The 25,828-nt window shown below is 69.2% G+C and carries 23 protein-coding genes; 14 read left to right on the forward strand and 9 right to left on the reverse strand.

What is annotated here, in order from left to right:
* Window position 1 precedes the first annotated feature (1 nt).
* Window positions 2–1,558 (reverse strand): MFS transporter, encoded by a 1,557-nt coding sequence (locus MRBLWH12_RS10055; RefSeq protein ID WP_414684964.1) that lies wholly within the window; start codon window positions 1,556–1,558, stop codon window positions 2–4.
* Between the two features lie 172 nt (window positions 1,559–1,730).
* On the opposite strand from MRBLWH12_RS10055, the gene MRBLWH12_RS10060 reads away from it, so the two are divergent.
* Together MRBLWH12_RS10060 and MRBLWH12_RS10065 are read left to right on the forward strand one after the other, a co-directional pair.
* Window positions 1,731–2,795 carry a threonine aldolase family protein gene (locus tag MRBLWH12_RS10060; RefSeq protein ID WP_341978221.1) on the forward strand — a complete coding sequence of 355 codons (1,065 nt, stop codon included), beginning with the start codon at window positions 1,731–1,733 and terminating at the stop codon, window positions 2,793–2,795.
* The gene (locus MRBLWH12_RS10065) at window positions 2,795–3,535 is read left to right on the forward strand and encodes a tyrosine-protein phosphatase (RefSeq protein ID WP_363548587.1); all 741 of its coding nucleotides are present in this window, start codon (window positions 2,795–2,797) and stop codon (window positions 3,533–3,535) included. The genes MRBLWH12_RS10060 and MRBLWH12_RS10065 overlap by 1 nt, the downstream gene beginning before the upstream one ends.
* An 18-nt stretch (window positions 3,536–3,553) precedes the next feature.
* On the opposite strand, the gene MRBLWH12_RS10070 is transcribed toward MRBLWH12_RS10065, so the two are convergent.
* The gene (locus MRBLWH12_RS10070; protein WP_341978217.1) at window positions 3,554–4,147 is read right to left on the reverse strand and encodes a DUF4916 domain-containing protein; all 594 of its coding nucleotides are present in this window, start codon (window positions 4,145–4,147) and stop codon (window positions 3,554–3,556) included.
* An 85-nt stretch (window positions 4,148–4,232) separates the two neighbouring features.
* On the opposite strand from MRBLWH12_RS10070, the gene MRBLWH12_RS10075 reads away from it, so the two are divergent.
* Entirely contained in the window at window positions 4,233–4,898 is a 666-nt protein-coding gene (locus MRBLWH12_RS10075) for an alpha/beta hydrolase (protein ID WP_363548589.1), read from the forward strand.
* 13 nt (window positions 4,899–4,911) lie between these two features.
* On the opposite strand, the gene MRBLWH12_RS10080 is transcribed toward MRBLWH12_RS10075, so the two are convergent.
* Window positions 4,912–6,192, reverse strand: coding sequence for an endonuclease/exonuclease/phosphatase family protein (locus tag MRBLWH12_RS10080; RefSeq protein ID WP_363548591.1), 1,281 nt, complete (start codon window positions 6,190–6,192; stop codon window positions 4,912–4,914).
* 371 nt (window positions 6,193–6,563) lie between these two features.
* Here MRBLWH12_RS10080 and MRBLWH12_RS10085 point away from each other — a divergent pair, with 371 nt between their 5' ends.
* Window positions 6,564–8,249: an ABC-F family ATP-binding cassette domain-containing protein gene (locus tag MRBLWH12_RS10085; RefSeq protein ID WP_363548593.1), complete on the forward strand. Its 1,686-nt coding sequence runs from the start codon at window positions 6,564–6,566 to the stop codon at window positions 8,247–8,249.
* Here the strand turns inward: MRBLWH12_RS10085 and MRBLWH12_RS10090 are convergent.
* On the reverse strand, window positions 8,246–9,535 hold the full coding sequence (locus tag MRBLWH12_RS10090; protein ID WP_363548595.1) for a PA2928 family protein: 1,290 nt from the start codon (window positions 9,533–9,535) through the stop codon (window positions 8,246–8,248). The two genes, MRBLWH12_RS10085 and MRBLWH12_RS10090, sit on opposite strands and share 4 nt — an antisense overlap.
* 79 nt (window positions 9,536–9,614) lie before the next feature.
* Between MRBLWH12_RS10090 and MRBLWH12_RS10095 the strand changes: the two genes are divergently transcribed.
* From MRBLWH12_RS10095 to MRBLWH12_RS10115, 5 genes are all read left to right on the forward strand, one after another.
* Complete coding sequence (locus MRBLWH12_RS10095; RefSeq protein WP_341978208.1) at window positions 9,615–9,794, forward strand: PspC domain-containing protein; 180 nt, start codon at window positions 9,615–9,617, stop codon at window positions 9,792–9,794.
* A 64-nt stretch (window positions 9,795–9,858) separates the two neighbouring features.
* A complete protein-coding gene (locus tag MRBLWH12_RS10100) occupies window positions 9,859–14,427 on the forward strand; it encodes an ATP-dependent helicase (RefSeq protein ID WP_363548597.1) in 4,569 nt (1,522 codons plus the stop codon).
* 131 nt (window positions 14,428–14,558) lie between these two features.
* Complete coding sequence (locus MRBLWH12_RS10105; RefSeq protein ID WP_363548599.1) at window positions 14,559–15,389, forward strand: EI24 domain-containing protein; 831 nt, start codon at window positions 14,559–14,561, stop codon at window positions 15,387–15,389.
* Complete coding sequence (locus tag MRBLWH12_RS10110) at window positions 15,389–16,162, forward strand: DNA-formamidopyrimidine glycosylase family protein (RefSeq protein WP_363548601.1); 774 nt, start codon at window positions 15,389–15,391, stop codon at window positions 16,160–16,162. Before MRBLWH12_RS10105 ends, MRBLWH12_RS10110 begins: the two co-directional genes overlap by 1 nt.
* Before the next feature lie 80 nt (window positions 16,163–16,242).
* The gene (locus MRBLWH12_RS10115; protein WP_102191599.1) at window positions 16,243–16,650 is read left to right on the forward strand and encodes a transferase; all 408 of its coding nucleotides are present in this window, start codon (window positions 16,243–16,245) and stop codon (window positions 16,648–16,650) included.
* A gap of 13 nt (window positions 16,651–16,663) precedes the next feature.
* Here MRBLWH12_RS10115 and MRBLWH12_RS10120 read toward each other — a convergent pair whose 3' ends face one another.
* A complete protein-coding gene (locus MRBLWH12_RS10120; RefSeq protein ID WP_363548603.1) occupies window positions 16,664–17,323 on the reverse strand; it encodes a response regulator transcription factor in 660 nt (219 codons plus the stop codon).
* The gene (locus MRBLWH12_RS10125) at window positions 17,316–18,521 is read right to left on the reverse strand and encodes a PspC domain-containing protein (RefSeq protein WP_363548605.1); all 1,206 of its coding nucleotides are present in this window, start codon (window positions 18,519–18,521) and stop codon (window positions 17,316–17,318) included. Before MRBLWH12_RS10125 ends, MRBLWH12_RS10120 begins: the two co-directional genes overlap by 8 nt.
* A gap of 114 nt (window positions 18,522–18,635) precedes the next feature.
* Here MRBLWH12_RS10125 and MRBLWH12_RS10130 point away from each other — a divergent pair, with 114 nt between their 5' ends.
* The 4 genes from MRBLWH12_RS10130 to MRBLWH12_RS10145 are packed head-to-tail and all read left to right on the forward strand — an operon-like array spanning window position 18,636 to window position 22,020.
* Complete coding sequence (locus MRBLWH12_RS10130) at window positions 18,636–20,180, forward strand: PspC domain-containing protein (RefSeq protein WP_363548607.1); 1,545 nt, start codon at window positions 18,636–18,638, stop codon at window positions 20,178–20,180.
* The gene (locus tag MRBLWH12_RS10135; protein WP_363548609.1) at window positions 20,177–20,473 is read left to right on the forward strand and encodes a hypothetical protein; all 297 of its coding nucleotides are present in this window, start codon (window positions 20,177–20,179) and stop codon (window positions 20,471–20,473) included. Before MRBLWH12_RS10130 ends, MRBLWH12_RS10135 begins: the two co-directional genes overlap by 4 nt.
* 21 nt (window positions 20,474–20,494) lie before the next feature.
* Window positions 20,495–21,235 (forward strand): LysR family transcriptional regulator substrate-binding protein, encoded by a 741-nt coding sequence (locus tag MRBLWH12_RS10140; RefSeq protein WP_363548611.1) that lies wholly within the window; start codon window positions 20,495–20,497, stop codon window positions 21,233–21,235.
* Window positions 21,236–21,294: 59 nt separating this feature from the next.
* Window positions 21,295–22,020 carry a glutamine amidotransferase-related protein gene (locus MRBLWH12_RS10145; RefSeq protein WP_363548613.1) on the forward strand — a complete coding sequence of 242 codons (726 nt, stop codon included), beginning with the start codon at window positions 21,295–21,297 and terminating at the stop codon, window positions 22,018–22,020.
* Window positions 22,021–22,134: 114 nt separating this feature from the next.
* Here MRBLWH12_RS10145 and MRBLWH12_RS10150 read toward each other — a convergent pair whose 3' ends face one another.
* Both MRBLWH12_RS10150 and MRBLWH12_RS10155 read right to left on the reverse strand, forming a co-directional pair.
* Complete coding sequence (locus MRBLWH12_RS10150) at window positions 22,135–22,599, reverse strand: glutaminase (protein WP_363548615.1); 465 nt, start codon at window positions 22,597–22,599, stop codon at window positions 22,135–22,137.
* Window positions 22,599–23,813, reverse strand: a complete 1,215-nt coding sequence (locus MRBLWH12_RS10155) for a cation:proton antiporter (protein ID WP_363548617.1) — start codon at window positions 23,811–23,813, stop codon at window positions 22,599–22,601. The genes MRBLWH12_RS10150 and MRBLWH12_RS10155 overlap by 1 nt, the downstream gene beginning before the upstream one ends.
* 85 nt (window positions 23,814–23,898) lie before the next feature.
* Between MRBLWH12_RS10155 and purU the strand changes: the two genes are divergently transcribed.
* Entirely contained in the window at window positions 23,899–24,750 is an 852-nt protein-coding gene (gene purU, locus MRBLWH12_RS10160) for a formyltetrahydrofolate deformylase (protein WP_363548619.1), read from the forward strand.
* Here purU and MRBLWH12_RS10165 read toward each other — a convergent pair.
* Window positions 24,747–25,790 carry an NAD(P)H-dependent flavin oxidoreductase gene (locus tag MRBLWH12_RS10165; RefSeq protein ID WP_363548621.1) on the reverse strand — a complete coding sequence of 348 codons (1,044 nt, stop codon included), beginning with the start codon at window positions 25,788–25,790 and terminating at the stop codon, window positions 24,747–24,749. The two genes, purU and MRBLWH12_RS10165, sit on opposite strands and share 4 nt — an antisense overlap.
* Between the last annotated feature and the right edge of the window lie 38 nt (window positions 25,791–25,828).

Below are 25,828 nucleotides of genomic sequence, written 5' to 3' on the forward strand. Positions count from 1 at the left end.
CTCAGCTTCGAGGACCCCGGTAGTCCGGCGCCTGACCGCGGACGGGCGGCGGCGCATCGAACAGGCGCTCGCGATCCGCCCGCTCTGCATCTGCGCCTGCACTTGCACCTGCGGTATCCGTCGCCTCGGCGGCGTCTGACTCGCCGGCGTCGATCTCCTGCTCGGGCGCGTGCGCATACAGATCGGTGAGCTTGCGATACGAACGGGTGAAGAACGCGAGCGTCGCGGCGACGACCATGATGAGCCCGGCGAAGAGGCAGATGAGCGCGATCCCGCGGGCCTCACCCTCGCCGAGCAGCCATGCCCACTGCTGCTGCCCTGCCGGTGTCTTCATGTAGGGGATGATCAGGAACTCGGCGATCGGAGCGATCAGGAAAGCCGTGATCGGGGCCGCCCCCGCCTCCATCGCGGCGGCAACTCCGAACACCCGCCCCTGACGTTGGAACGGCACGACCTTCTGGATCACCGTCTGCTCCGCGGCCTCGACCGGCGGGATCAGAGCCATGTAGACGAGCATTCCGAGCGCGAACAGCCACCACCACTCGCGGATCATGAACACCGCGCCGAGGAGCCCCATCGCGATGACGACGAGCAGCATCGTGCGCATCGGCCGTTTGCCGAGACCGAACTTCGCCACCATCGCGCCGCCGATGATGAAGCCGGTCGACGAGACGCCCAGGACGATGCCCCAGATCTGCGGGGAGAACAGCGTGAGTCCATACGGGTCCATCAGGGCCATGTAGACGCCACCGATGAGGTTGTTGAACGTGGAGAAGATGATGAGCGCGAACAGGCCGGGCGCGAGCCGGATCGCCTGGACACTGCCGCGGAAGTCGAGTGCGCTCGATGCGTTCGGATCAGGTTCAGGAGCCCCCTCGGGGATGCGCACGAACAACAGGTGCGCGAAGGTCAGCGCCATCGCGCCGATCGCGATCGCGAGGGTCCACCCCATGCCGAGGAAGCCGATGGAGAGCCCGGAGAACACGCTCGTCACCATGAAGGCGATGCCCTGAACGGTGCCGACCAGGCCGTTGGCGTTCGCCCGCTTCTCTTCGGGGATCAACAGGGTCACGGTCGTGGACAGCGCGATGTTGCGCAGCTGCTCGATCACGCCGCCGAAGAGGATGACCCCCGAGAACAACCAGAACCAGGGACCGGTGAGGTCGAGCAGAGCCGACTCGGGCTGCCAGAGGTAGAGCACGCCAGCGATGAGGAAGGCACCGGCGGAGATGACACTGGAGATCACCATGACGGTGTGCTTGCGGTGCCGATCGACGATCGTGCCGAACAGCATCGCGAAGAAGGCGACGAACAGCATGTACGCGCCGCCGATGATGCCTGTCGCCAGTACCGACTGGGTCTCGATGTACACCCAGAAGGTGAGGGCGAACCACAGGAAACTCGTCGTCACATTGGCGATGAGGGTGTTCACGAGGACATTGGCGAACGCACGCGTGCGCGGGTCACCCGGTGCTGAGGGGCCTGCGGCTTCGCGGGTCGTGCCCGCGGAATCTGCGGTATCGGTCACAGGTTCGAGCGTAGATCGGGGCTCCGACATCCGGTAGTGCCCTTCGTCTCTGTCGTGGTCGCCCCCTCTCGCAGAACGTCACTGACTTCGCAGGAAATCGCAGCATTCCTGCGAAGCTGCTGCGATTCTGCGAAGTTCGTGCTCTCCTTCGAGCCCTCGCACCGTGGGCCGGGCGGTCCCGCCCGGGCAATAGGCTTGTGCAGTGAGCATCCAGCATGACCCCGCGATCCGGGGCTTCGCCAGTGACAACTACTCCGGCATCCACCCCGAGGTCCTCGCGGCCATCGCGGCGGCGAACGGCGGCCACCAGGTCGCCTACGGAGAGGATTTCTACACGGCCCGCCTGCAGGAGGTGTTCCAGCAGCACTTCGGCGAAGGCGTGGAGGCCTTCCCGGTGTTCAACGGCACCGGCGCGAACGTCACCGGGCTGCAGTCGATGCTGCCGCGCTGGGGCGCCGTGATCGCGGCATCCACCGCGCACATCAACGTCGACGAGGGCGGAGCGCCCGAGCGCATCGGCGGATTCAAGCTGCTCACCGTCCCCGCCGACGACGGCAAGCTCACCCCCGAGCTCATCGACCGCGAGGCCTGGGGCTGGGGCGATGAGCACCGTGCGCAGCCGCTCGTGGTCTCGATCACGCAGTCGACCGAACTGGGCACCCTGTACACCGCCGACGAGATCCGTGCCATCGCCGATCATGCGCACGAGCGCGGCATGAAGCTGCACCTCGACGGCGCCCGGCTCTCCAACGCCGCCGCCGCTCTCGACCTGCCGCTTCGTGCCTTCACGAGCGACGTCGGCGTCGATGTGCTCAGCTTCGGCGGCACCAAGAACGGCGCCATGCTCGGCGAGGCGATCGTGGTGCTGAACCCCGAAGCATCCGACGGTCTCATCTATTCGCGCAAGTTCAACATGCAGCTGTCCTCCAAGATGCGCTTCGTGTCGGCCCAGCTGATCGCTCTGCTCGAGGGCGACCTGTGGCTGCGCAACGCCCGCCACGCCAACGCGATGGCCCAGCGTCTGCGCGGCGCGATCGAGGCGGGGATCGCGGACGGGGCGATCAACGGCGTCGCCTTCACCCAGCCGACGCAGTCGAACGGCGTCTTCGCGACGCTGCCCGACGGCATCGCCGATGCGCTGCGCGAATCGATCCGGTTCTACGACTGGGATGCCGCGCGCAACGAGGTGCGCTGGATGTGCGGATTCGACACGGAGGAGTCAGACGTCGACGCCTTCGTCGCTGAGCTCGCGCGCCTCACCCGCTGATGACCGACTGGGAGGGCGCGTTCAACCTACGCGATCTCGGTGGCCTTCCGCTGGCGGACGGCGGCATCACTGCTGCGCGTCGCGTCTACCGCTCGGGGCGCCCGGAGACGCTGACTGACGCCGGCTGGACCGCGCTCCGCGGTGCCGGTGTCTCGACAGTGATAGATCTGCGCAACGAGCCGGAGCGGAAACGGCGGGAGACGGATCCGCAGCTCTCTGACGACCATTCCGCCGGCGTCGACATCGTGCACGCGCCGACCGAGGACCCGGACGACGCGGAGTTCATGCGGGTCTGCGGCCCGTGGCTCGATCACCCTCGTTCGTACGCCGACAACCTGCAGATGTATCCGGAGAAGGCTGCCGCCGTCTTCACCGCGATCGCCGATGCACAGGGCGCTGTGCTCGTGCACTGCGCGGGCGGACGCGACCGCACCGGCATGATCTCGGCGATGCTGCTCGCGCTGACCGGCGCCGCGCCGGACGCGATCGCCGATGACTACGCCGCCGCCTTCCGCGAGGCGAGCCGGCGCCATGCGCGGGACCTTCCCGCGACGCCGATCCCCGGGCAGGGCGGATACGTCGAGCCGATGTTCAGCGACGACGAGATCGAGAAGCGGATCGCCGATCGTGTCGCGGTGCTTCGCGACTGGATCGCGGAACTGGATGTCCGGGCATACCTTCGCGCTGCCGGTGTCGACAGCGTCCGGCTCGATGCGCTGGCGGCGCGCCTGCGCGACTGAACACGCGGACGGTGCTCGCTAGCGGAGCAGCCCCAGGTTCGCGAGCGCCAGGCGGATCAGAGTGCCTCGGCCGCCCTCCATCTCGGCCGAAACCGCGTCGGACGCAGCGGCCTCCGGCGGGAACCAGGTGACCTCGAGCGCGTCCTGACGCGGCTCGCAGGTGCCGGTGACCGGCACGACGAACGCCAGAGACACCGCATGCTGCCGGTCGTCGTGGTACGCGCTGACCCCGGGGATCGGGAAGTACTCGGCCACCGTGAACGGCAGCGGCTGCGGCGGCAGCAACGGGAACGCCATCGGCCCGAGGTCATTCTCGACGTGCCGGAACAGCGCATCGCGGATGGTCTCGCCGAAGCGGACCCGGCCGGACACGATCGTCCTGGTCATCTCCCCCATCGGGGTGGACCGCAGCAGGATGCCGATCTCGGTCACCTGCCCTGATCCGTCGGTGCGCACCGGGATGGCCTCGACGTAGAGCATGGGAAGCCGGCGACGCGCCTCCTCGAGCTCGACATCGGTCAGCCAGCCCGGGTTCCCGCCGGTTGAGCCGTCGCCGAAACCGCCGAGACCGTCATTCGGTTCGGGGTCGGGGTCAGGGGTGCGCACGGACATGACTCATTTCTATCAGCCGCATCGGCATCCGCATACGGCAGCGCCCATCCGATGGGCCGTCCGACATCGCTGGCAGGATGGATGCATGAGTTCTTCCCTCGTCATCGACGCCGCGGCGACCCTGTGGGCGCCCGAGAAGCGGGAAGGGATGCCGCTGCTCGTGCTCCTGCACGGCTACGGTGCCGATGAGAACGATCTCTTCGGTCTGGTTCCCTATCTCCCTGATGGGATCGCCGTGGCATCCGTCGCCGCTCCCCTGGCCCCACCCTGGCCGATGCCCGGGCGATCCTGGTATCCGATCGAGGGTCTCAACGGGCGCGACTACGCAGCCGTGTCGGCGGCGGCCGAATCGCTTCTCGCCTGGCTCGACACCCATGCCCCGACATCCGATATCGCGCTCCTCGGGTTCTCCCAGGGGGCCGCCGTGTCTCTGCAGGCACTCCGCCTCGCGCCAGAGCGCTTCGGCGCCGTGGTCGCACTCAGCGGCTACGTCGCGCCAGGCGATCTCCCCCACGACGAGGCGCTGCGCGAGCGGCGTCCGCCGGTCTTCTGGGGGCGCGGCTCGCACGACGACGTCATCCCGGCGTTCCTCGTCGACCACACCGCCCAGTGGCTGCCCGAACACTCCGAACTGTCCGGACGTGTGTATCCCGGCCTCACCCACAGCATCTCGGAGCAGGAGCTCACGGATGTGGGCGTCTTCGTCACCAAGTGGCGGGATGCCGTCGCCGAGGCAGCCGGCAAGAGCTGAGTCGCTCCGCGCGTCAGCGCCCGGACTTCGCACCGGGAACGTCGGCATCCACCCACACGAGTCGGTGATCACTCGACGGGAACGGGTAGGTGCCCGTGAGACGGGAGAGCGGATCGGCCGCGGTCGGCCAAAACACGCCGGAATCGACGATCTTGATCTGACGGCTCGGCAGCACGTAGTCGACGCGCAGGTTGCCCGGGGGCTCGGAGAAGTCGGCGGTGTCCTCCGCGGAACGACCGAGGTGTTCGAGGTTGACCCCGCCCTGCAACTCCGCCGCCTCCGCGCCGCCTTCGCTGGTCGGCACCGATCCGGTGTTCACCCTGGGGTGCGTCAGCAACTGATCGATCGCGCCCGCGGTCGAGTCGCCATCGTTCGGGTCGGCGTTCTGGTCGCCGGCGATGACGAACAGTGAGCCGCCCTTCAGAGCACCGGCACGGCCCGCATCGTCGACGATGTACCCGCCGGTCTTGCCGCCCGAGATGTAATCAGCCCAGAACCGGATCTCGTCGTGGTTGCGCGTGCCGTTGCGGTCCTCGGCGCCGTCGAAGGTGGGCGGCGTGGGGTGCGAGACGAGGAAGTGCACGGTCTTGTTCTTCGACACCTGGATCGGCACATCCCAGTGCGACTTGCTCGAGAGCGGGAACTCGGCGAGCTCCTCCGGCGAGTACCAGTCAGCCGGTTCCGGGGTGCTCGGATCGTCAGGCAGGAGTGCACCGGGCATGTCGGCCCAACGGAAGTTCTGGAAGGTGCGGATCGAGTCCTCATCGATCGGGAACTTCGAGTAGACGGCCATCCCGTACTGTCCGGGGAACAGCCCGAAGCCCCAGGCGTCGTCGCCGCCGGACACGCTGCCGTTGTTGTTGAGGTCGAACCCGCTCGGCACACCGGTGTTCACCGGCGCGGTGTAGCGATAGGGGTAGGACGCCGCCGGCGCGTCGCCATGCGGAACCGCAAGGTAGTTGTCGTGGAAGAGACGCAACGCCGCGCCCTCGGCGTCGTAGTCGAACTCATTGATCAGCAGCACGTCGGGAGCGGCGCGCTGGATGATCTCCGCGACAGCATCCGCCTGCGCGTTCCCCGGTGCCGACAGATCGCGCACCAGCGCACCCTCGGTGCCGCGGTTGAGCGAGGCGTTGAACGTGGCGAATCGCATATCCGCCACGGTAGCGGCCGCGGGGCGGGAGCCCGCGGGGCGGGAGTCCGCGGACGCGGGAGCGGCGGTCACCGCAACGGACGACACCAGCAGGACTGCGGCAAGGCCCGCGGCGCGGGCTCGACGGTGCGTGATCTTCATCGGGCCACCCTAACGCCAGCCGGTGACGTCCTGAAGGCCGGCCGGTGAACGTCGCAGAAAGGCACGGTCTTCGCAGGGATCCGGCGAATCCCTGCGAGATTCCTGCGGTTCCGCGACGTTCGTGCTGCCGCGGTTGCCCCGCGACACGCCCGGGAGTTGCGAGGCGCGACACCCCCGGAGTACAGTCGACGGGTCCTGTCCGCCGTGTCTGGAAGTCCTTTGATCTGATCCGTCGCCTCCGCGCTCTTCTTTCCGCGCGCTGACCCGACGATCGCCGACTCACACGGCCGCATCCGCCTTCCGGCGTCGACTCTTCGACGTCCCCGGATGCCCGGCGTCAGCGCACCCCGAACACCTCCGGGAGACGCTCAATGTCAACACCAACCCTGCACGCATCGGTCACCCTCGACCGCCTCACCCTCACCTGGCCGGACGGCTCGACCGCGCTCGACCAGGTCTCCGGCTCGTTCGGCACTGGCCGTACCGGACTCGTCGGCCGCAACGGCTCCGGTAAATCCACGCTGCTGCGGCTGATGGCCGGCGACCTGGAACCCACGTCCGGCGTGGTCCAGGTCACCGGCGAAGTCGCGTACCTGCCGCAGCAACTGACCCTCGATGTCGATCGGCGCGTGGCCGATCTTCTCGGTGTCGCCGGCCCGCTCGATGCGGTCCGCGCGATCGCCGCGGGAGATGTCGATCCGGCGCATTTCGACGCGGTCGGCGATGACTGGGATATCGAGGCTCGTGCCGAGGCATCCCTCGCCGAAGCCGGACTCGATCCGTCGTTCCTCGACCGCCGGGTCGGTGAACTCTCCGGCGGCGAGGCCGTTCTCGTCGCGATCGCCGGCATCCGCCTTCGGCGCGCGCCGATCACGCTGCTGGACGAGCCGACCAACAACCTCGATCGAGACGCGCGGGCGAGGCTCGCCGCCATGATCAGTTCATGGAAGGGAGCACTCATCGTCGTCAGTCACGACGTCGCACTGCTTGAGCTGATGGATGATACCGCCGAACTGTACGCGCACACGCTGAGCGTGTTCGGCGGACCGTACTCCGAATGGCGAGCATGGCTGGATGCCGAGCAGAATGCTGCGAAGCAGGCCGAGGTGGCCGCCGCCCAAGTGCTCCGCAAGGAGAAGCGCCAGCGGATCGAGGCCGAGACCAAGCTCGCGCACCGCGCAAGGACCGCTCGCAAGGCGGAACTCGAGAAACGGGTGCCGAAGATCGTCGCGCACGGCCGCAAGATGGCGGCCGAGGTTTCGGCGGGAAGGCTGCGCGTCGAGGTCGGAGAGAAGGAGGAGGCCGCGCGCGCGGCCCTCGATCAGGCCGGTCATCGCCTCCGTGGTGACGCCTCGATGAAGATCGAGCTGCCGGATCCGCTGGTGTCACGCAGTCGCCGCATCGCCACGATCAGCGATGAACAACGCGCGTGGGTCATCCGGGGTCCAGAGCGCACGGCGCTGATCGGACGGAACGGGGCGGGCAAGACCACCCTGCTGCAGCAGCTCGTCGAGAGTGCGGCGGATGCTGTCCACAACTCCGGAGAATCCGAGCACATCGGACCCGAACGAACCGATTCGGGCGAATCTGGGACAGATCTCCGGGGTTATGAACCGCACGCCAGCGCGACGGCCCATACCGGCAGAGTCGGCTACCTGCCGCAGCGCATCGACGGCCTCGATGAGAACAGCTCGGTGATCGAGAACATCGCCGAAGCGGCGCCGCAGATCCCCGAGAAGGAACTGCGCAACCGGCTGGCGCGCTTCCTGATCCGCGGCGGCACTGTGGACCGGCCGGTAGCGAGTCTGTCCGGCGGCGAGCGCTTCCGGGTCGCGCTGGCACGGGTGCTGCTCGCCGACCCCGCGCCGCATCTCGTGGTGCTGGACGAACCGACGAACAACCTCGACATCGACACGGTCGATCAGCTCGTGGAGGCGCTCCGTGCCTACCGTGGCGCCGTGCTCGTCGTCAGCCACGACGATGCGTTCCTGGCGCGACTCGATCTCGACCTCACACTCGAGATCGACGCGGAAGGGGTGCTTGCCGAGATGAACTAGATGAACAGCCGCTGCCACCAGGGCAGCGTGCCGACCTCGACCGTTCGGAGGGTTCCGTCCGGTTGCAGGACCACCATGGTGTTCGGCCGCCAGGCGTCGGGGGCGGCGGCGATCACGGCCGTCGTCCCTCCCGGGCCGGTCAGCGCGCGCAGGGCGTCGACCTTCATCTCGACCGTGTCGACGATCCGGCCCGTCTCGGCGTCGATGCTGCTCAGCGCCATCAGTTCGGCGTTGACCGATTCCTTGTGCTGCACGAGCAGGAACCCCTGCCCGAGACCGGCGGGCGCCGGCGGCATGTTCCCGTCGGGCACCGTGCCCATCACCTTCTCGATGAGCGCCTGCATGTCATCCTCGTCGATGTCACCGAAGTCTCCGTCGAGGAACTGTCCGGTATCGAGCATCACACCGCGTCTGGGGCTGATATCCGTGGCCGGAAGAATCGACATGTCGACGAGCTCGGTCCGGAAGACGGCCCGACCATCGGCGGAGGTGGCGGTGAGGGCATCGCGCTCGACGGCTTCGGAGACGGACTCCACCTCGTAGGTGGTGCCTTCTCCGGACACGGCGAGTTCGACCTGGTCGACGAGGACGGTGTCGTCGTAGAACGGCCCGGCGTTCAGCACGTCCTTCCAGCGCCCGGCGAGCGCCGCATCGGCGGACGTCGCCTGCTCCTGTCCGACGGGCAGCTGCATGACCTGCCCGGTTCCGGCGAGGGCGACCACCGCGTTCGCCTCCGCGTCATACCCATAGGCACTGGCGGCGAGCACCGCGTCGGCGCCGAGCCCGGCGATCTCAAGCCCCTGGGAGCGCACGGCGCCGGTGGCGGCATCCAGGATGACGAGGCCGTCGTCGCTGCCGATGTACACGAGATCCGCATCGCCGGCGAGCACGACGGCATCGCCCATCAGATCGTCGTTGAGCTGCTGATCCCACAGCTGTTCGCCGTCGGAGGTGCGGATCGCCGAGATCCGTGTCTGGAAGCCCGAGACGAAGAGCCCCGGTCGCGAGGAGTCCTGGTAGACGAGGACCGCGACGTCTTCGCCGTCGATGTCGACGATGCCCGAGGTCGACGCGATCTCGATGTCCCTGGTGGAGGGCGCGAGCACGCTCACGGACAGCGCGATCGCGGCGCCGATGACGGCAATGAGCACCAACGCCGCGATGATGACCCCACGGGCCTTGGCAGGCTCCTTGCGCGGTTTCTCAGGCGGCAGCCAACCGGGCGTTTGCACGGATGAGCCGTTCAGGATGTAGCCGGATTGCGTGGCCGGGGTCGTGAGCTTCATGTCGTGCCTCCTGGCCTCAGTATCACCCAACCTCGCCGCGAACGCTGTGTCGCGCCGACACCCGAGAGAGGATGGAGGCATGAACTCACTCGTACGCCCTCGCGGCGACCGCGTCATCGCCGGCGTCTGCGCCGGCATCGCTCGGCGATTCGATATGAAGCCCTCGACCGTGAGAATCCTCTCCGTCATCCTCGTCCTGTTCGCCGGGCTCTCGCTCTGGGCCTACATCCTCCTGTGGATCCTGATGCCGAACGAGTAGCCGCTCCTGACCGACCGCCAGGCACATCGGGTCCGATGTCGGACGCAGGCCGCATGATGGAGTGATGAGCGACGTGCTCGACCGCTTCACCCCGGCCACGCAGGACTGGTTCCGGGGTGCCTTTGCTGCCCCCACACCGGCCCAGGCGGGCGCGTGGGAAGCGATCTCGGCGGGAAAGCACGCGCTGGTCGTCGCACCCACCGGTTCCGGAAAGACCCTGTCCGCCTTCCTGTGGGCGATCGACAGCGTGTTCCGCGAGCGGATGGCGGATGCCGCGCCGCCCGCCAAGGGCGAGCCGCGTACCCGCATCCTCTACATCTCGCCGCTGAAGGCGCTCGGCGTCGACGTCGAGCGCAACCTTCGCTCGCCGCTCGTCGGCATCGGGCAATCCGCGCGGCGCCTCGGCATCCCGGCTCCTGCCGTGACCGTCGGCGTCCGCTCCGGCGACACCACCTCCAGCGACCGGCGGAAACTCGTCTCCGACCCGCCCGACATCCTGATCACGACGCCGGAGTCTCTCTATCTGATGCTCACGAGCCGCGCCGGCGAGACGCTGCGCGGCGTGCACACCGTGATCATCGACGAGGTGCACGCGGTCGCGGCGACGAAGCGCGGAGCGCACCTCGCCGTGAGCCTGGAGCGTCTGGATGCGCTGCGGCAGTCGTACGATCCCGATGCCGCGCCCGCGCAACGCATCGGCCTGTCGGCTACCGTCCGGCCGATCGACGAGGTCGCACGGTTCCTCGGCGGGTCGTCGCCCGTCGAGATCGTCGCTCCACCGGCTTCCAAGACCTTCGAGATCGGCGTCGTCGTCCCGATGGACGATATGACCAATCCCCCGCCGCCCCCGGGTGTCCCCGGCGAGGCCGCCGATGCCGAGTACACGGAGGTCACCGGCTCGGTGTGGCCGCATGTCGAGGAGGCGATCGTCGATCGCATCCTGCAGAACAACTCCACGATCGTGTTCTCCAACTCCCGGCGGCTCGCCGAACGCCTCACCGGTCGTCTGAACGAGATCTACTCCGAGCGGATGGGCATCGCTCTTCCCGAAGTCACCGTGCCCGCGGCGATGATGGCGCAGGCCGGCGCCACCGCCGGAGCCGATCCGGTGCTCGCCAAAGCGCACCACGGGTCGGTGTCGAAGGAGCAGCGCGCCCTCGTCGAGGAGGAGCTGAAGTCAGGCGTGCTCCGCTGCGTCGTCGCGACGAGCAGCCTCGAGCTCGGCATCGACATGGGTGCCGTCGACCTCGTCATCCAGGTCGAGGCGCCTCCCTCCGCGGCATCCGGCCTGCAGAGAGTCGGGCGAGCGGGCCACCAGGTCGGTGAGATCAGTCGGGCAGCGATGTTCCCCAAGCACCGCGGCGACGTGCTGCACACCGCGATCGTCACGGAGCGGATGCTGGCGGGCAAGATCGAAGCGATCCAGGTGCCGCGCAACCCGCTCGACATCCTCGCCCAGCAGACCGTCGCCGCCAGTGCCCTCGGGGCGATCGGCGTCGAGGAGTGGTTCGAGACGGTGCGGCGCAGCGCGCCCTTCCAGTCACTCCCCCGTTCGGCATACGAGGCGACGCTCGATCTGCTCGCCGGCCGCTACCCCTCAGACGAGTTCGCCGAGCTCCGCCCGCGCCTGGTCTGGGACCGCGACGCCGGCACGCTCACCGGACGACCGGGAGCCCAGCGGATCGCCGTGACGAGCGGTGGCACCATCCCCGATCGCGGCCTCTTCGGGGTCTTCGTCGCCGGCGAGACGACCGGCGCCCGCGTCGGTGAGCTCGACGAGGAGATGGTCTACGAGTCGCGCGTCGGCGACGTCTTCACCCTCGGTACGACGAGCTGGCGGATCGCCGAGATCACGCACGACCGGGTGAATGTCATCCCCGCATACGGCCAGCCCGGCAAAGTGCCGTTCTGGCACGGCGACGGCATCGGCCGGCCGTACGAGCTCGGCGAGGCGCTCGGGAAGTTCTCCCGGGAAGTGTCGGCGGCCACCCCTGAGAAGGCCGCGCAGCGGCTCATCGATGCCGGTCTCGACGAGCAGGCCCGCGCCAATCTGCTGGCGCACCTCAGCGAGCAGCGCGAGGCCACCGGCACGCTCCCCACCGACCGCACGCTCACGGTGGAGCGCGGGCGCGACGAGGTCGGCGACTGGCGCGTCATCCTTCATTCCCCGTACGGCATGAAAGTGCACGCCCCGTGGGCGCTGGCCATCAACGCGCGCGTCCGGGAACGTCTCGGGGTCGAAGGATCGGCTGTGGCCAGCGACGACGGCATCATCGTGCGCATCCCGGATGCCGAAGCAGAGCCGCCGGGAGCGGAGCTGTTCGTCTTCGATCCGGCCGAGCTCGAACAGCTCGTGACGGAAGAGGTCGGCGGCTCCGCTCTCTTCGCCTCGCGCTTCCGGGAGTGCGCAGCGCGGGCGCTGCTGATGCCTCGGACGAATCCGAATCGGCGGTCGCCGCTGTGGCAGCAGCGTCAGCGCTCCGCACAGCTGCTCGAGGTCGCGCGACGGCATCCGACTTTCCCGGTGATCCTGGAGACCCTGCGCGAGGTGCTGCAGGACGTGTACGACCTGCCATCGCTGCGAAAGCTCGCCACCGCGATCGCCGACCGCCGTGTCCGGCTCGTCGAGACGCAGCCGGCGCAGCCCTCGCCGTATGCGCGCGATCTGCTCTTCGGCTACGTCGGCGCGTTCATGTACGAGGGCGACTCGCCGCTGGCCGAACGTCGCGCCGCCGCGCTCTCGGTCGACCCGGCGCTCCTCGGAGAGCTGCTCGGCACCGTCGAGTTGCGGGAACTCCTCGATCCCGCCGTCATCACACAGTTCGAACAGGAGGCGCAGCGCCTCGATCCCGAACGTCACGCACGGGGGCTCGAGGGCACAGCCGACCTGCTGCGCCTGCTCGGCCCGCTGGATGCCCTCGAGGTCGCCGCGCGGCTGGAGGAGCCAGACGCGGCATCCGCCCACCTCGACGCCCTCGTGGCGGCACGCCGCGCCATCCCGGTCATCATCGCCGGGGCCACCCGGGTCGCCGCGATCGAAGACGCCGGACGCCTGCGCGATGCACTCGGGGTCGCACTGCCCACCGGCATCCCCGTGGCCTTCCTCGACCCGGTCGCCGACCCGCTCGGCGACCTCGTCGCCCGGCATGCGCGCACCCACGGGCCCTTCCCGACCGACGCCGTGGCCACTCGATTCGGCATCGGTACCGCCGTCGCGCGCCACACGCTGCAACGACTCGAGAACGCCGGACGCATCACCAGCGGCTACTTCCTGCCCGAGGCCGCCGGCAGCGCCTCCGACATCGAATGGTGCGACACCGAGGTGCTGCGCCGACTGCGGATGCGGTCGCTGGCCGCGATCCGCGGAAGCGTCGAGCCGGTGCCACCCGCCGCCTACGCGCGCTTCCTCCCCGAATGGCAGCACCTCACTCGACCGCAGGAGGGCCTCGACGGCGTGCTCGCCGTGATCGAGCAGCTGGCGGGAGTGCCGATCCCGGCGAGCGCATGGGAATCGCTGATCCTGCCCTCACGCGTCAGCGACTACACGCCGGCCCTGCTCGACGAGCTCACCGCCAGCGGCGAGGTGATCTGGTCGGGACACGGCACGTTGCCAGGGCGCGACGGCTGGGTCTCGTTGCATCCCGCCGATCTCGCGCCGTTCACACTTCCCGAGCCGGACGACGACCTCGCGACCGACTCGCTGGACGCGCGTCTGATCGAATCTCTCAGCGCCGGTGGCGCCTACTTCGCCGCGCAGCTCAAAGAGATGACCGGCGCCGAGAACGAGCAGTCCGTGCTCGAAGCACTGTGGACGCTGACCTGGGCCGGACGGGTGACGAACGACACGTTCGCGCCGATCCGCGCACTCCTCGGCGGCGGGTCGCAGGCGCATCGGGTGACCCGCCGTGCTCCACGGGCGCGGACCTACCGGGGCATGTCCCTGGCACGCTCGACGGCGCGACCGACGACGGCCGGCGGACGGTGGTCGCTGCTCCCCACGGCCGAGAGAGATGCGGCGCGCCGGGCGACCGTCACCGCCGGTCTTCTCCTCGATCGCTACGGCGTCGTCACCCGCGGCGCGGTGCAGACCGAAGGCGTGCCCGGCGGTTTCGCCCAGGCATATCGCGTGCTCGCCGGCTTCGAAGAGGCCGGGCACTGCCGCCGCGGATACGTGATCGAGAAGCTCGGCGCGGCGCAGTTCGCGGCATCCGCCACGGTCGACCGGCTGCGCACGTTCGCCGGACTCAGCGATCCCCCGCCTCGGACGGCCATCACCCTCGCCGCCACCGATCCCGCGAATCCCTATGGTGCCGCACTCGGCTGGCCGCGCCGCGAGGGCGTTTCGCACCGTCCTGGGCGGAAGGCGGGTGGCCTGGTCGTGCTCGTCGACGGCGAGCTCGTGCTGTATCTCGAGCGCGGCGGCCGCACCGTGCTGTCGTTCAGCGATGACCCAGATGTGCTGCAGGCGGCGGCATCCGACCTGGCGACCACGGCCAGGGCCAGGCGGCTCGACACGCTCACCGTCGAGAAGGTGAACGGTGAAGGCGTCTACGGCACGGTTCTGGCGATCGCGCTTCAGGAGGCCGGCTTCGTCGTGACCCCCCGCGGGTACACCCTGCGCAAAGCCATCTGAGCGGCTGTGCACAACTTCGGACCGACCTCGAGACACGCCGTGCAGGCGAACGATTCTGCGGGGTGTCGCCTGCGGCATCCGAAGTTGTGCGCAGCTCTGCCGCCACCACGAGCGCCGCATAGGCTGAATCCATGATTCGCGAGTTCGGTGCCGGAGTCCGCCTGCTGCTGCGGGGATTCGGACTGTGGCGCACTCGGCCGGGCTTGATGGCGCTCGGCCTCATCCCGGCCGTGGTCGCTTTCCTGCTCCTGGCCGCCGCGCTCGTCCCCTTGCTGATCTCACTCGGCGGCATCGCCGAGTGGATCACCCCGTTCGCCGCCGGCTGGACCGAGCCCTGGCGCGGCGTCGTGCGCGGAGCCGTCGGAATCGTCGTGTTCATCGCCGCGCTGGCGCTGGCCGCTTCCGTGTTCAGCGCCCTCGCGCTCACGATCGGCGATCCCTTCTACGGGCGGATCTGGCGGGCCGTCGAATCCGACCTCGGCGGCGAACAGCCCGTCGACGGAGGCGGCTTCTGGAACGCGCTCGGCGAAGGCGTGCGACTGGTGCTGCTCGGCCTGCTCATCGCGATCCTCGTCCTCGTGGTCGGTCTCATCCCGATCGTCGGCGGAGTCCTCGGCGCGGTGGGCGGCGTGATCTTCACCGGACGCCTGCTGGCGCGCGAGCTCACCGGGCGCGCCTTCGACGCCAGGGATCTGACGCCGCTGGACCGCGCTGCGCTCTTCGCCGGAAGCAGGGTCCGTGTTCTCGGGTTCGGCGTCGCGACTCAGCTGTGCTTCCTGATTCCGCTCGGTGCGGTCGTGGCCATGCCCGCCGCGGTCGCCGGCTCCACGATGCTCGCCAGGACCATGCTCGACCGTTCCGGACGGACTCAGAATCCGCCACCGCCCCCTGTGGGCGCCACCCCGACACCGCTGCTGCCACCTCCGCCGGGCGCAGGGGCGCCACCGGCCGGACCCGTCTGATGCCCGAGGGCGACACCGTTCACCGCACCGCCCGCCGCCTCGATGAGGCGCTGGCCGGAGCCGATGTCACCCGCTTCGATCTCCGTGTTCCTCGCGCGGCGACCATCGATCTGCGCGGCCAGCGCGTGCATGGAGCTGAAGCGCGCGGCAAGCACCTGCTGCTGCGCATCGGCGACAGCACGGTTCATTCGCACCTGCGCATGGACGGCGCCTGGTTCGTCTACCGACCGGGCGAGAAGTGGCGGCATCCGGCGTACAAGGTGCGGGCCATCGTCGGCACTGAGCAGCGTGAGGCGGTGGGCGTCGATCTGGCTGAGATCGAGGTCGTGCCGACGCGCGAAGAAGACAGCCTGGTCGGCCATCTCGGACCGGATCCGCTCGCCGAGGACTGGGATGCGCAGGAGGCGGCGAGGCGTCTCGGCGCGGATGCGCGCAGCATCCACGTCGCCATCCTCGATCAGCGCAACGTCGCGGGCTTCGGGAACGAATACGCCGCGGAGCTGCTGTTTCTGCGCGGTGTGCTGCCGACGACGCCGACACCCGACGTCGATGTCGCCTCCCTTCTCGACCTCGGCGTGCGGACGATTCGAGCCAATCGCGACCGGCCCGACCGCACCTTCACCGGGGTCAACCGTCCTGGGCAGACGACGTGGGTGTACGGCCGCGCCGGACGCCCGTGCCGACGCTGCGGAACTCTCATTCAGAGGGGCGAACTCGGGGCCGATCCGACCCGCGAGAGGATCACGTTCTGGTGTCCGTTCTGCCAGAGGTGAACAGCATCCCTCGGCGGGAATGAATCCGTACCACCCGTGGTTGTTGATATATCCGGAGAACTCCGGGCACGGGAGGAATCGTGGGAAAGAACTACGTCGACATCGAGAACGACCAGGGAGCGACGCTGCGTTACCGCAAGCACGCGAATGGCCGGGGTCTCGTCGCGCACGGCGCGAAGGTGCATCCGAGGGCCATGGTGGAAGCGGGCGCGTATATCGAACCGGGCGCGCGGGTCGCTGCCGGGGCGAAGGTCGCTCGCGGCGCGTGGGTGGAACCGGATGCCGTGATCGGCGAAGGCGCCTTCATCGACGCGCACGCGCACATCGGCCAGGGTGCCGCTGTCGGTGATGGCGCGCACATCGGCGTCCGCACCGAGGTCGGAGCCGGCGCGCGCATCGCGCGCGGTGCCAAGATCGGCGATGACGAGACGGTGGCGGCAGGCATGAGGATCGCGACCAACCCGAAGGGTCTCTGGCTCGCCGCCTGAGGCGAGCGCGGCGCTACAGCAGCCGTCGCTCCGAAGCCCACGCGGTCAGTTCATGCCGCGAGGAGAGCTGCAGCTTGCGCAGCACAGCGGAGACGTGCGTCTCGACCGTCTTGATCGAGATGAACAGCTCGGCGGCGACCTCTTTGTACGCGTAGCCGCGGGCGATCAGCCGCATGACCTCCTGCTCACGAGCCGAGAGTCGATCCAGTTCGGAGTCGGCGGTCGCCGTCTCTCCGGCGACCGCCCCGAAGGCGTCGAGCACGAACCCGGCCAGGCGCGGCGAGAACACCGCATCACCGCCCGCGACGGCATGAACCGCGCTGCTCACCTCGACGCCGGATGACCCCTTGGTGATGTAGCCCCTGGCACCGGCCCTGATCACCCGCACGACGTCTGCGGCGGCATCGGAGACGCTCAACGCGAGGAAACGGGATGCCGTCGGAGCGCTGCCTCTGATCACCGCTTCACCGCCCGCCGCATCTGCACCCTCACCCCCGGGAAGGTGCACGTCGAGCAGGACCACGTCCGGGGCGGTGGCCCGGATGACCGCGACCGCCGACGGCACATCCGCCGCCTCGCCGACGACCTCGACGCTCGCATCGAGGTCGGCCCTGAGTCCGGAGCGGAAGATCGAATGGTCGTCCACGATGACGACGCGGATGCCGTCAGCCACGGTCGTCCCCTGCCGTGTCGATGTGCAGGTGCACTTCTGTTCCGTTCTCGTCGCTGCGCACGGTGCCCGTGCCGCCGGCGCGACGCATCCGTCCGATGATGGATTCCCGGACCCCGAGGCGGTCGCTCGGGACGGCGGCGAGGACGAAGCCTCGGCCGCGATCGCGGATGAAGACGTCGACCCCGGTGTCGTTGCCCTCGATGTACACCGAGATCTCACCGCCGGCATGCCGCGCCGCATTGAGCATCGCCTCACGCGCGGCTGCCGCCAGCTCGCCACTCGCGCGTTCCGCGGACAGACCGGCCGAGACGACGTCGATGCGCACGGGATAGTCGAGTTCCAGGCCGCCCGCATAGTCGCGCAGGTCGGTCGGCAGATCGCTGTCGGCCGGGGCATCGCCGTCGTACAGCCACGCCCGCAGTTCCCGCTCTTGGGCGCGAGCGAGACGAGCAGCCTCGCTCGAGGCACCGGCCCGGTTCTGGATCAGTGCGAGCGTCTGCAGCACCGAGTCGTGCAGGTGCGCAGCCATCTCACTGCGCTGCTCCTCACGGATGCGCCGGACGCGTTCGCCGGCAAGTTCCCGCCAGCGGTGGATGAATGTCGACGAGGCCACCGCCACGAGCCCGGCGAGAGGAAGCATCAGAGCGAAGGCCGTTCCACCGACCGGCCGCCCGAGAACGATCAGGAACACCAGCACCAAGAGCGCCACCGCCACGATCCGGATCACCGCCGTGTGCCGCGGCCCTCTCGCCGTGTCGGTGCGATCGATGAGCGTCGCCCACAGACTCGCAGCCGTCGCGAACACCACAGCGCCTGCGAGCGCGAGACTCGACGAGCTGACAGGGGCGTCATTACCCCATGAGTCCCCGGCGGCCCACCGGATGCTCACCAGCAGGGTGCCGATGCTCGCCGGCACCAGGAGCAGCCATGCGACCGGCGCCCTCCGCGTCGGCGCTGATTCCCCCGGCTGCCAGGGCATGAATACCCAGCACCACGCATAGAGCAGGATTCCTGCCCCGCCGCAGAGGGTGAGAGCGACGAACAGCGCGCGCACGGCCCAGAGCGGCGCTCCGAGGTGCCGTGACAGTCCGGTGCTGACCCCGGCGACCAGGCATTCGCGATCCCGAGCGAGCGGCGGACGCGGCGGCGGAGCGACCGGCGCGGGTCGCACCGGCACGATCGGAGCCGAATAAGACATGTCGCCATCCAATCACCCGGAAGGCGACCAGGGCAGACCAGCAGCCGAAGATCAGGGTCGACTCAGGGGAACACCCCATGGTCGGGGCCCACTGCCGGGCGCAAGGATCGAATCATGACGATTCCGACCGCGCCGCCACCCGCTGCCGATACGACCTCGCCCGCTGCGCCGGTGCCTCCCGCCGACAAGTTCTTCCTCTGGGTTGCCGACCTCGGTGTCATCCGCTCGGACGGGTGGCTCGGCGGCGTGTGCGCGGGAATCGCCGCACGGCTGCGCATCGACCCGCTGATCGTGCGCGGCGTGTTCGTCGTCGCGGCGCTGTTCGGCCTGCCGGCGATCTTCCTCTACGCCGTCGCGTGGGCGCTTCTCCCCGACGCCGATGGCCGGGTGCACACCCGTGATCTGCTGGCACAGGACTTCCAACCGACACAGCTGGGCATCCTCGGCATGGCGGTGATCGGACTGATTCCGACGGCGCCCATCACCGGATCACTGTTCGGTTTCTGGTACGCGGACTGGACGGCCCTGTCGGTGATCGCCTGGATCGTCGGACTTTTGCTCGTCGGCACGCTGATCGTCCTCATCGTGCGCGCTGCGCGCCACACCCCGGGTGCTTCTGCGCCTCGTCCGTCGATGGCTTCCACGAACGATGCGGCCCCGGATGCGTCTCCTGTGCTCGACGGCTCGGGTGCCGTCGAGCACGCGGACGCGCTGGAGTCGGATGCCGGAGCGCTCGCCGATTCGGCGGCTCCGGCATCCGCTCTCCTCACGAGCCCGCCGGCCGCGCCGGCCCCGCTCCCGGAACGGCCGGAGAATCCGGAGGATCTCGACGCCTGGCGCCGGCAGCACGCCGCCTGGAAGGAACAGGATCAGGCCTGGCGGCGCCAGCAGCAGGATGCCGAGCGCGCAGCGCGCGAGCAGGCTCGGCGCGAGCGGCAGACGGTGGCGACGGCCTTCGCCGCCGAGGCTGCGGAACGCCGGCGGATCCGGCGCGCGTCGAACCCACGCGCGAGCTTCCCTCTCGTCGCATCGGTGATCGGCTTGGCGCTGGTGGCCGGCGCCGCCATGGGGCTCTGGTCCGGGGGCGACGAGCGACTCAGGCTGGCCGTGGGACTGCTCTCCGCGGCGCTCGTGCTCGCGGTGGGAATGATCGTCGCCGGTGCACTTCGCCGCCGTAGCGGCTTCCTCGCGTTCCTGACCGTGCTGGTGCTGGTCGGAGGTGCGGTCGCGACCGGCGTCGCCACACTGCGACAGTTCACATTCGGCGACGCCTGGGCGAGCAACGCCCATTCTCTGGGGATCCAGCAGCCGTTCGGAAACCTCGACATCACCCTCGACCCTTACGACGGCACGCCCCCGTCGATGAGCGTCGAGAAGGGCACCGGCAGCACGCTGATCTCCGTCTCGGAGGGAGTGGAACTCGATCTCGAGGCCACCGTCGACACCGCCTCGATCGTGTGGAAGCGCGTCGACCCGACGACCGGGACCGTGATCGATGTGGGGACCTGGCAGGCACGCACCAACGGTGAGGGCGAGCGCGTCTTCGCTGAGACGATCAGCGCGGAGGGCCCGATCGTGACAAAACAGAAGATGACCATCGAACAGACCGCCGGGGAGATCTCCATCACGGTCTACGAACGCAAGGACGGCGAAGAATGAGCATCGACACCATGGCACCGATTCCTTCCGCATCCGCAGAGGGATCGACAGCTGACGCGCTGCCGCGCACGCGCTGGGCAGCGATCGTGTGGGGTGCGGTCTTCGCCACGCTCGCCGGCCTCGGCCTCTGGCTGCTGATCGACCGCGATCGCAGCGATGCCGTCGCCGACTGGGCGCTCGGGATGACTCCTGGCACGATCACCGCCACCGTGCTCCTCTGCATCGGCGCCCTGGTTCTGGTGAGCGGAGCAGTCGGTCTGATCCGTCACGCTCAGCGACGGCATTCGCACTGAACAGCCCGATACCCTGAGGGCATGGCGAAACAGGGCGGCGCGCGCGGCCGCAAGACGGTGCCAGCGCGCGGCACGAAGCGGCCTCTCGGTGCGGGATCCAAGAAGGCGCAGCCCCAGAAGCGCCCGCAGAAGCAGCCGACGGTCGTGTTCGACGCCGCGGTTCCCATGGAGGAATCCCGCACCTTCCGCCTCGGCGTCGTCCCCGGTGCGACACCCGGCAAGTGGATCGATGCCTGGAAGCAGCGGATGCCGCAGGTCCCGCTGGAGCTGATCCCGATCGAGGCCGCAGGACAGCGTGAAGCGCTGGGCGATCTGGATGCGGCGCTGATGCGCCTGCCGCTGGAGGACGACACGCTCCACATCATCACGCTCTATGTGGAGACTCCCGTCGTCGTGGCCGCCGTCGACTCTCATCTGATGGCCGTCGACGAGCTCTCCGCTGCGGATCTGGCCGGCGAGGTGCTGATCAGGCCGGAGGATGACGTCCTCGCGACGCTCGATCTGCCCGGCACCCTCGCCCCGTCCTTTCCGTCGCTTTCGACGACCGAAGAGGCGATCGTCACCGTCGCGACCGGCGTCGGGATCGTCGTCGTGCCGATGTCGCTGGCGCGACTGCACCATCGCAAGGACGTCGGCCACCGGCCTCTTCTCGACGGACCGACGTCGACTGTCGCACTGGTCTGGCCACGTGAGCGCACCACTGCCGACGTCGAGACGTTCGTCGGGATCGTCCGCGGGCGCACCCAGAACTCCTCGCGCTGACGGCGACGCCGTGTGACGGGCGTTCGGTGACGGCCATCCGCGCTCGTTAGAATCGCCGGATGGCCTCGCTTCTCTACGTCTGCGTGCGCCCGGAGATCGGGGCGGCGGATGCCGAGCACGCCTCGTTCCGGCGAGCGCTCGGCGTGGACGTCGTCGATCGCCTCGATCTGCTCACCGAGTCGCTCGATCCGGTGCGGCTCGCGCACTACCGCGGCATCGTCGTCGGCGGGTCGCCGTTCAATGTGAGCGACGCGACGAAGTCGCCCCTGCAGGCCCGCGTCGAAGCAGACCTCGAGTCCATCGCGGACCGCGCCATCGAGGGCGACGTGGCCGCGTTCTTCACTTGCTTCAGCATCGGCGTCGTGACCCGGATGCTGGGCGGCGACGTGACGATCGACACGCCGGAGGCCGCGAGCGCCACAGTCATCCATACGACTGCCGCCGGCGACGCCGACCCGCTGTTCGGCCCCAGCGCTCCCGCGTTGACCGTCTTCACTGCGCACAAAGAGAGCGCGGCATCCGTCCCGCCCGGTGCCGAGCTGCTCGCCACCAACGACGTGTGCCCGGTGCAGGCCTACCGCGTCGGCACGCATCTGTACGCGGCGCAGTTCCATCCCGAGCCCACCCCGCGCGACTTCGCGGATCGGATGACGTTCTACCGCACGACCGGATACTTCGATCCGTCCGAGTTCGACGCGGTGCAGGGACAGGTGCTCGCGGCATCCGTCACCGAGGGCGCCGCTCTCCTGCGCCGATTCGCAGAAACCTTCGTTCCCGGTCGTTGAGCGACGCTTCGACTCGCTGGCGCTCGCTCAGTGCAGGTCTTCACGAGACGAAACGCGCCTCGCCGACCTAGAGCGCCCGATGAGATCGTTTCGTCTCGTCGCTGCGCTCCGCTCTCAACGACCGGGGGTTTGCAGCAGCTCGACCCGTTCCCGTAGGTATGTCGCCAGCGGCATGTAGCCGCCGGCGCTGCTCCAGCGCACGGACACCACCGCGTCGACGACGGCGAGCGGACCGGATGACCCGCCGGCGTCCACGGCCGAAACATCGACGACGCTCCAGCCGACGTGCACGACCTCGCCCTCGGCGAAGCCCCCGCGCAGCGCCTCCTCGCGGCGAGCCGCACGCGCGCGAGCGGATTCCGCCGTGTAGCCGCGTCGGCCGGGGTCGGCCGCCCGCAGCACCTCGGCGGTGGCCAGCACGCGCGTGTCCGTGAGCAGCAGCACGCCGAGATGCCACGCGGAACCGACCCGAACGATACGCCGCCCGCGCCACCGCGAGCTGCGCTCCTCGCCCAGTCCCTCCTGTGGCGCACCGGCCAGCGCGGCCCGCGCCTCACTCAGCAGATCGGATGCCGTCATCACAGTTCTCCCTGCGGCCGCTCGTCGGCGGGCCGGGGGCCGACGACGCGCTCACGGTCCCCGCGCACCATCATCGCGATGAGCGGGTAGATCAGCACGGACAGCATCCCGGCTCCGACCAGCGCGGCGGCCGTCCCGCTGTCGAGCATCCCTCGCTCGACGCCGATCGCGGTCACCGCGACGATGATCGGCAGCCCGGTGGCGGCGAGCATCCCGAGCGCCGCACGATCGCGCACATTCATTCCCCGCGGCGCCGACAACTGCGCCGCCGAGCCGCGGATCACAAGAAGGGCGACCAGGAACAGCGGCACGAGTCCGAGCGCCGCCGGAGACGCGAGCAATGCTGCCAGGTCGAAGTTCACGCCGGTGTAGAGGAAGAAGATCGGCACGAGGAAGCCGAACGCGACGGCCTCGACCTTGCTCTCGACCGCCGCGGCGTCGTCCTTCGGTGCACGGGCCATGATGATGTGCCAGATGGCTCCGGCGACGAAGGCGCCGAGCAGCATGTCGAGATCGAACATCACACTGATGCCGACGAGTGCGGCGATGAGCAGCAGCACGAAGCGCACTGCGAACTGGTCGGAGGTGTGCAGGGTCACCCGGATGAACTCGTGCAGTCCACCGTGCGGCAGCCGACGCGCCAGCAGCACGGCCAGTCCGGCGAGCACGACGAACGCCAGCAGGATCCCGGCAGCCACCGGCGTCGAGCGCGCGCTGAGGAAGACGGAGATGGCGATGAGGGGCAGGAACTCGCCGACCGCACCGATCACGGTGACCACCTTGCCGAACGGCGTGTCGAGCTCGCGCGCATCGCGCAGGATCGGCATCAACGTGCCGAGCGCGGTCGAGCTCAGCGCGATACCGATCACGATCATGCCGTCGCCAGGCGCGAAGAAGAGACCGACGCCGATGCCGAGCGCGACGCTGATCACCCAGCCGATCGAGGCCCGCATGAGCGGCTTCCCCGACACGGCGCGGAAGTCGATCTCAGATCCGGCGACGAAGAAGAGCATCGCCAACCCGAAATCGCTCAGCTTCTGCAGGATCTCGTGCGGCTCGACCCAGCCGAGCACGGCGGGTCCGGCCAGGATCCCGAGAACCAGCTCGAAGACGATGATCGGAACGCGGATGACCCGGCGCACGCCTCGGGCGAGCAGCGGTGCTGCGACCGCGAGCAGCGGGATCAGCACCAGTCCGACGTCGCCCGCGTTCACGCTCTCAGATTAGCGACCCGACCGCGCGATTCGCCCGGTCGCCGCATCCGCGACAGAATCGACTGACACCCTCTGAGGAGCCCTCATGTCCCAGCCCGATACCGCCCGTCTTCTGATCGCGTGCGACGACCAGCCCGGCATCGTCGCCGCCGTCGCCGGCGTGCTCGCCGAGCACGGTGCGAACATCATCTCGCTCGATCAGCATTCGACGGATGCCGAGGGCGGGCGCTTCTTCCAGCGGACCGTCATCCACCTGGAGGGGCTGTCCGCCGCGCGACCCGCACTCGAGGCGAGCATCGCGACCGTCGCCGAGCGCTTCGGCATGGAGTGGTCGCTGCACGATGTCGCACGCCGCAAGCGGGTCGCGATCTTCGTGTCGAAGTACGACCACTGCCTCATGGAACTGCTCTGGCGCACCCAGCGCGGGCAGCTCGACATCGACGTGACGATGGTGGTGTCGAATCACCCTGACCTCGCCGAGTCGGTGCGCTCCTTCGGGGTGCCTTTCGTGCACATCCCCTCCGGCGACAAAGCCGCGATGGAGACGCGCCAGCTCGAGCTGCTGCAGGGCAACGTCGACCTCGTCGTGCTCGCCCGGTACATGCAGATCCTCACCGACGACTTCATCGAACGCGTCGGTGCGCCGGTGATCAACATCCACCACTCTTTCCTGCCGGCCTTCATCGGGGCCAACCCCTATGCACGGGCGAAGGACCGCGGCGTGAAGCTCATCGGCGCCACCGCGCACTATGCGACGGCCGACCTCGACGAGGGACCGATCATCGAGCAGGACGTCACCAGGGTGACCCATTCCGAATCCGCTGCCGAGCTGCAGAGCCGCGGCGCTGACGTCGAACGATTGGTGCTCGCCCGCGCCGTGCAGTGGCACGCGGAAGATCGCGTGATCGTGCACGGCCGCTCGACCGTCATCCTCTAGCGCTCCGGCGCACCGACGACCAGCTCGGCGAACACGTCGGCCGCGGTGTCGAAGCGCACGAGCGGCGCGGACTGCCCCATCCACAGCGACTGCAGCTCCCCCAGGTTCTGCTCACCGGCGGCGGTGCGGAAGCGCCCGGTGAGCCAGTTCTGCATCGGGAACGGCGCGATCGTGCCGCTGGCTTCGATCGCGCGCACCACCCGATTCCGCGCGCCGCGCGCGAGCCGCCCGCTCATCGCCCTGGTGAGCACCGTCTCATCAGCGGCTGTCGAGTGGATCGCCGCGCGATGCGCATCGTTCGCCGCGGACTCGGCCGTGGCGAGGAACGCCGTGCCCACCTGCACGCCGGCGGCTCCGAGTGCGAACGCCGCGGCCACGCCGCGACGATCGGCGATGCCGCCGGCCGCGATCACCGGCACCCAGACGGCGTCGACGATCTGCGGTACGAGTGCGAATGTCCCGATGAGAGATTCTTCGGCCGGGCGCAGGAACGAGACGCGGTGCCCACCCGCCTCGGCGCCGGTCGCCACGATCGCGTCGACGCCGCCGTCGGCGAGAGCCGTGGCTTCGGCAACCGTGGTGGCGGTGCCGATGACACGGATGCCACGGCGATGCGCCTCCTCGACGACGTCCGCTGCTGGCACTCCGAACACGACGCTGAGCGCCGCCGGCGCGGCATGCCAGATCGCCTCCAGCTGCTCGCCGAGATCAGGGAGGTAGGCCGTCGGCCGCTGCGGCATGTCCACGCCGACCGCTTCGAAGAACGGCTGGAGCGCCTGCGCGAAGATCGCATGCTGCGGGTTCGGCGCGACCTCGTCGCCGGTGGGCAGCCAGATGTTCAGCGCGAACGGTCGGGAGGTGGCCTGACGCAGGGCGGACGCGGTCGACCGGATGCGCTCGCCGTCGTAACCGTAGAGGCCGTACGAGCCCAGGCCGCCGGCGTCGCTCACCGCCGCCGCCAGCGCGACGGAGGAGAGTCCGCCGAACGGGCCGAGGACGATCGGATGCTCGATGCCGAGAAGGGTGCGCAGATCACTCATGATCCGAGGCTACGCCCGGCACGGAGAGGCGAGGCGCG

Source organism: Microbacterium sp. LWH12-1.2 (genome assembly GCF_040675825.1).
Lineage (GTDB): Bacteria > Actinomycetota > Actinomycetes > Actinomycetales > Microbacteriaceae > Microbacterium.

What these genes read in the sequence shown, in the direction of transcription:
- MRBLWH12_RS10055 (WP_414684964.1), bottom strand. Translation starts at nt 1,558, where the DNA reads ATGTCGGAGCCCCGATCTACGCTCGAACCTGTGACCGATACCGCAGAT.
- MRBLWH12_RS10065 (WP_363548587.1), top strand. Translation starts at nt 2,795, where the DNA reads ATGACCGACTGGGAGGGCGCGTTCAACCTACGCGATCTCGGTGGCCTT.
- MRBLWH12_RS10070 (WP_341978217.1), bottom strand. Translation starts at nt 4,147, where the DNA reads ATGTCCGTGCGCACCCCTGACCCCGACCCCGAACCGAATGACGGTCTC.
- MRBLWH12_RS10075 (WP_363548589.1), top strand. Translation starts at nt 4,233, where the DNA reads ATGAGTTCTTCCCTCGTCATCGACGCCGCGGCGACCCTGTGGGCGCCC.
- MRBLWH12_RS10080 (WP_363548591.1), bottom strand. Translation starts at nt 6,192, where the DNA reads ATGAAGATCACGCACCGTCGAGCCCGCGCCGCGGGCCTTGCCGCAGTC.
- MRBLWH12_RS10085 (WP_363548593.1), top strand. Translation starts at nt 6,564, where the DNA reads ATGTCAACACCAACCCTGCACGCATCGGTCACCCTCGACCGCCTCACC.
- MRBLWH12_RS10090 (WP_363548595.1), bottom strand. Translation starts at nt 9,535, where the DNA reads ATGAAGCTCACGACCCCGGCCACGCAATCCGGCTACATCCTGAACGGC.
- MRBLWH12_RS10095 (WP_341978208.1), top strand. Translation starts at nt 9,615, where the DNA reads ATGAACTCACTCGTACGCCCTCGCGGCGACCGCGTCATCGCCGGCGTC.
- MRBLWH12_RS10100 (WP_363548597.1), top strand. Translation starts at nt 9,859, where the DNA reads ATGAGCGACGTGCTCGACCGCTTCACCCCGGCCACGCAGGACTGGTTC.
- MRBLWH12_RS10105 (WP_363548599.1), top strand. Translation starts at nt 14,559, where the DNA reads ATGATTCGCGAGTTCGGTGCCGGAGTCCGCCTGCTGCTGCGGGGATTC.
- MRBLWH12_RS10110 (WP_363548601.1), top strand. Translation starts at nt 15,389, where the DNA reads ATGCCCGAGGGCGACACCGTTCACCGCACCGCCCGCCGCCTCGATGAG.
- MRBLWH12_RS10125 (WP_363548605.1), bottom strand. Translation starts at nt 18,521, where the DNA reads ATGTCTTATTCGGCTCCGATCGTGCCGGTGCGACCCGCGCCGGTCGCT.
- MRBLWH12_RS10130 (WP_363548607.1), top strand. Translation starts at nt 18,636, where the DNA reads ATGACGATTCCGACCGCGCCGCCACCCGCTGCCGATACGACCTCGCCC.
- MRBLWH12_RS10135 (WP_363548609.1), top strand. Translation starts at nt 20,177, where the DNA reads ATGAGCATCGACACCATGGCACCGATTCCTTCCGCATCCGCAGAGGGA.
- MRBLWH12_RS10140 (WP_363548611.1), top strand. Translation starts at nt 20,495, where the DNA reads ATGGCGAAACAGGGCGGCGCGCGCGGCCGCAAGACGGTGCCAGCGCGC.
- MRBLWH12_RS10145 (WP_363548613.1), top strand. Translation starts at nt 21,295, where the DNA reads ATGGCCTCGCTTCTCTACGTCTGCGTGCGCCCGGAGATCGGGGCGGCG.
- MRBLWH12_RS10150 (WP_363548615.1), bottom strand. Translation starts at nt 22,599, where the DNA reads ATGACGGCATCCGATCTGCTGAGTGAGGCGCGGGCCGCGCTGGCCGGT.
- purU (WP_363548619.1), top strand. Translation starts at nt 23,899, where the DNA reads ATGTCCCAGCCCGATACCGCCCGTCTTCTGATCGCGTGCGACGACCAG.
- MRBLWH12_RS10165 (WP_363548621.1), bottom strand. Translation starts at nt 25,790, where the DNA reads ATGAGTGATCTGCGCACCCTTCTCGGCATCGAGCATCCGATCGTCCTC.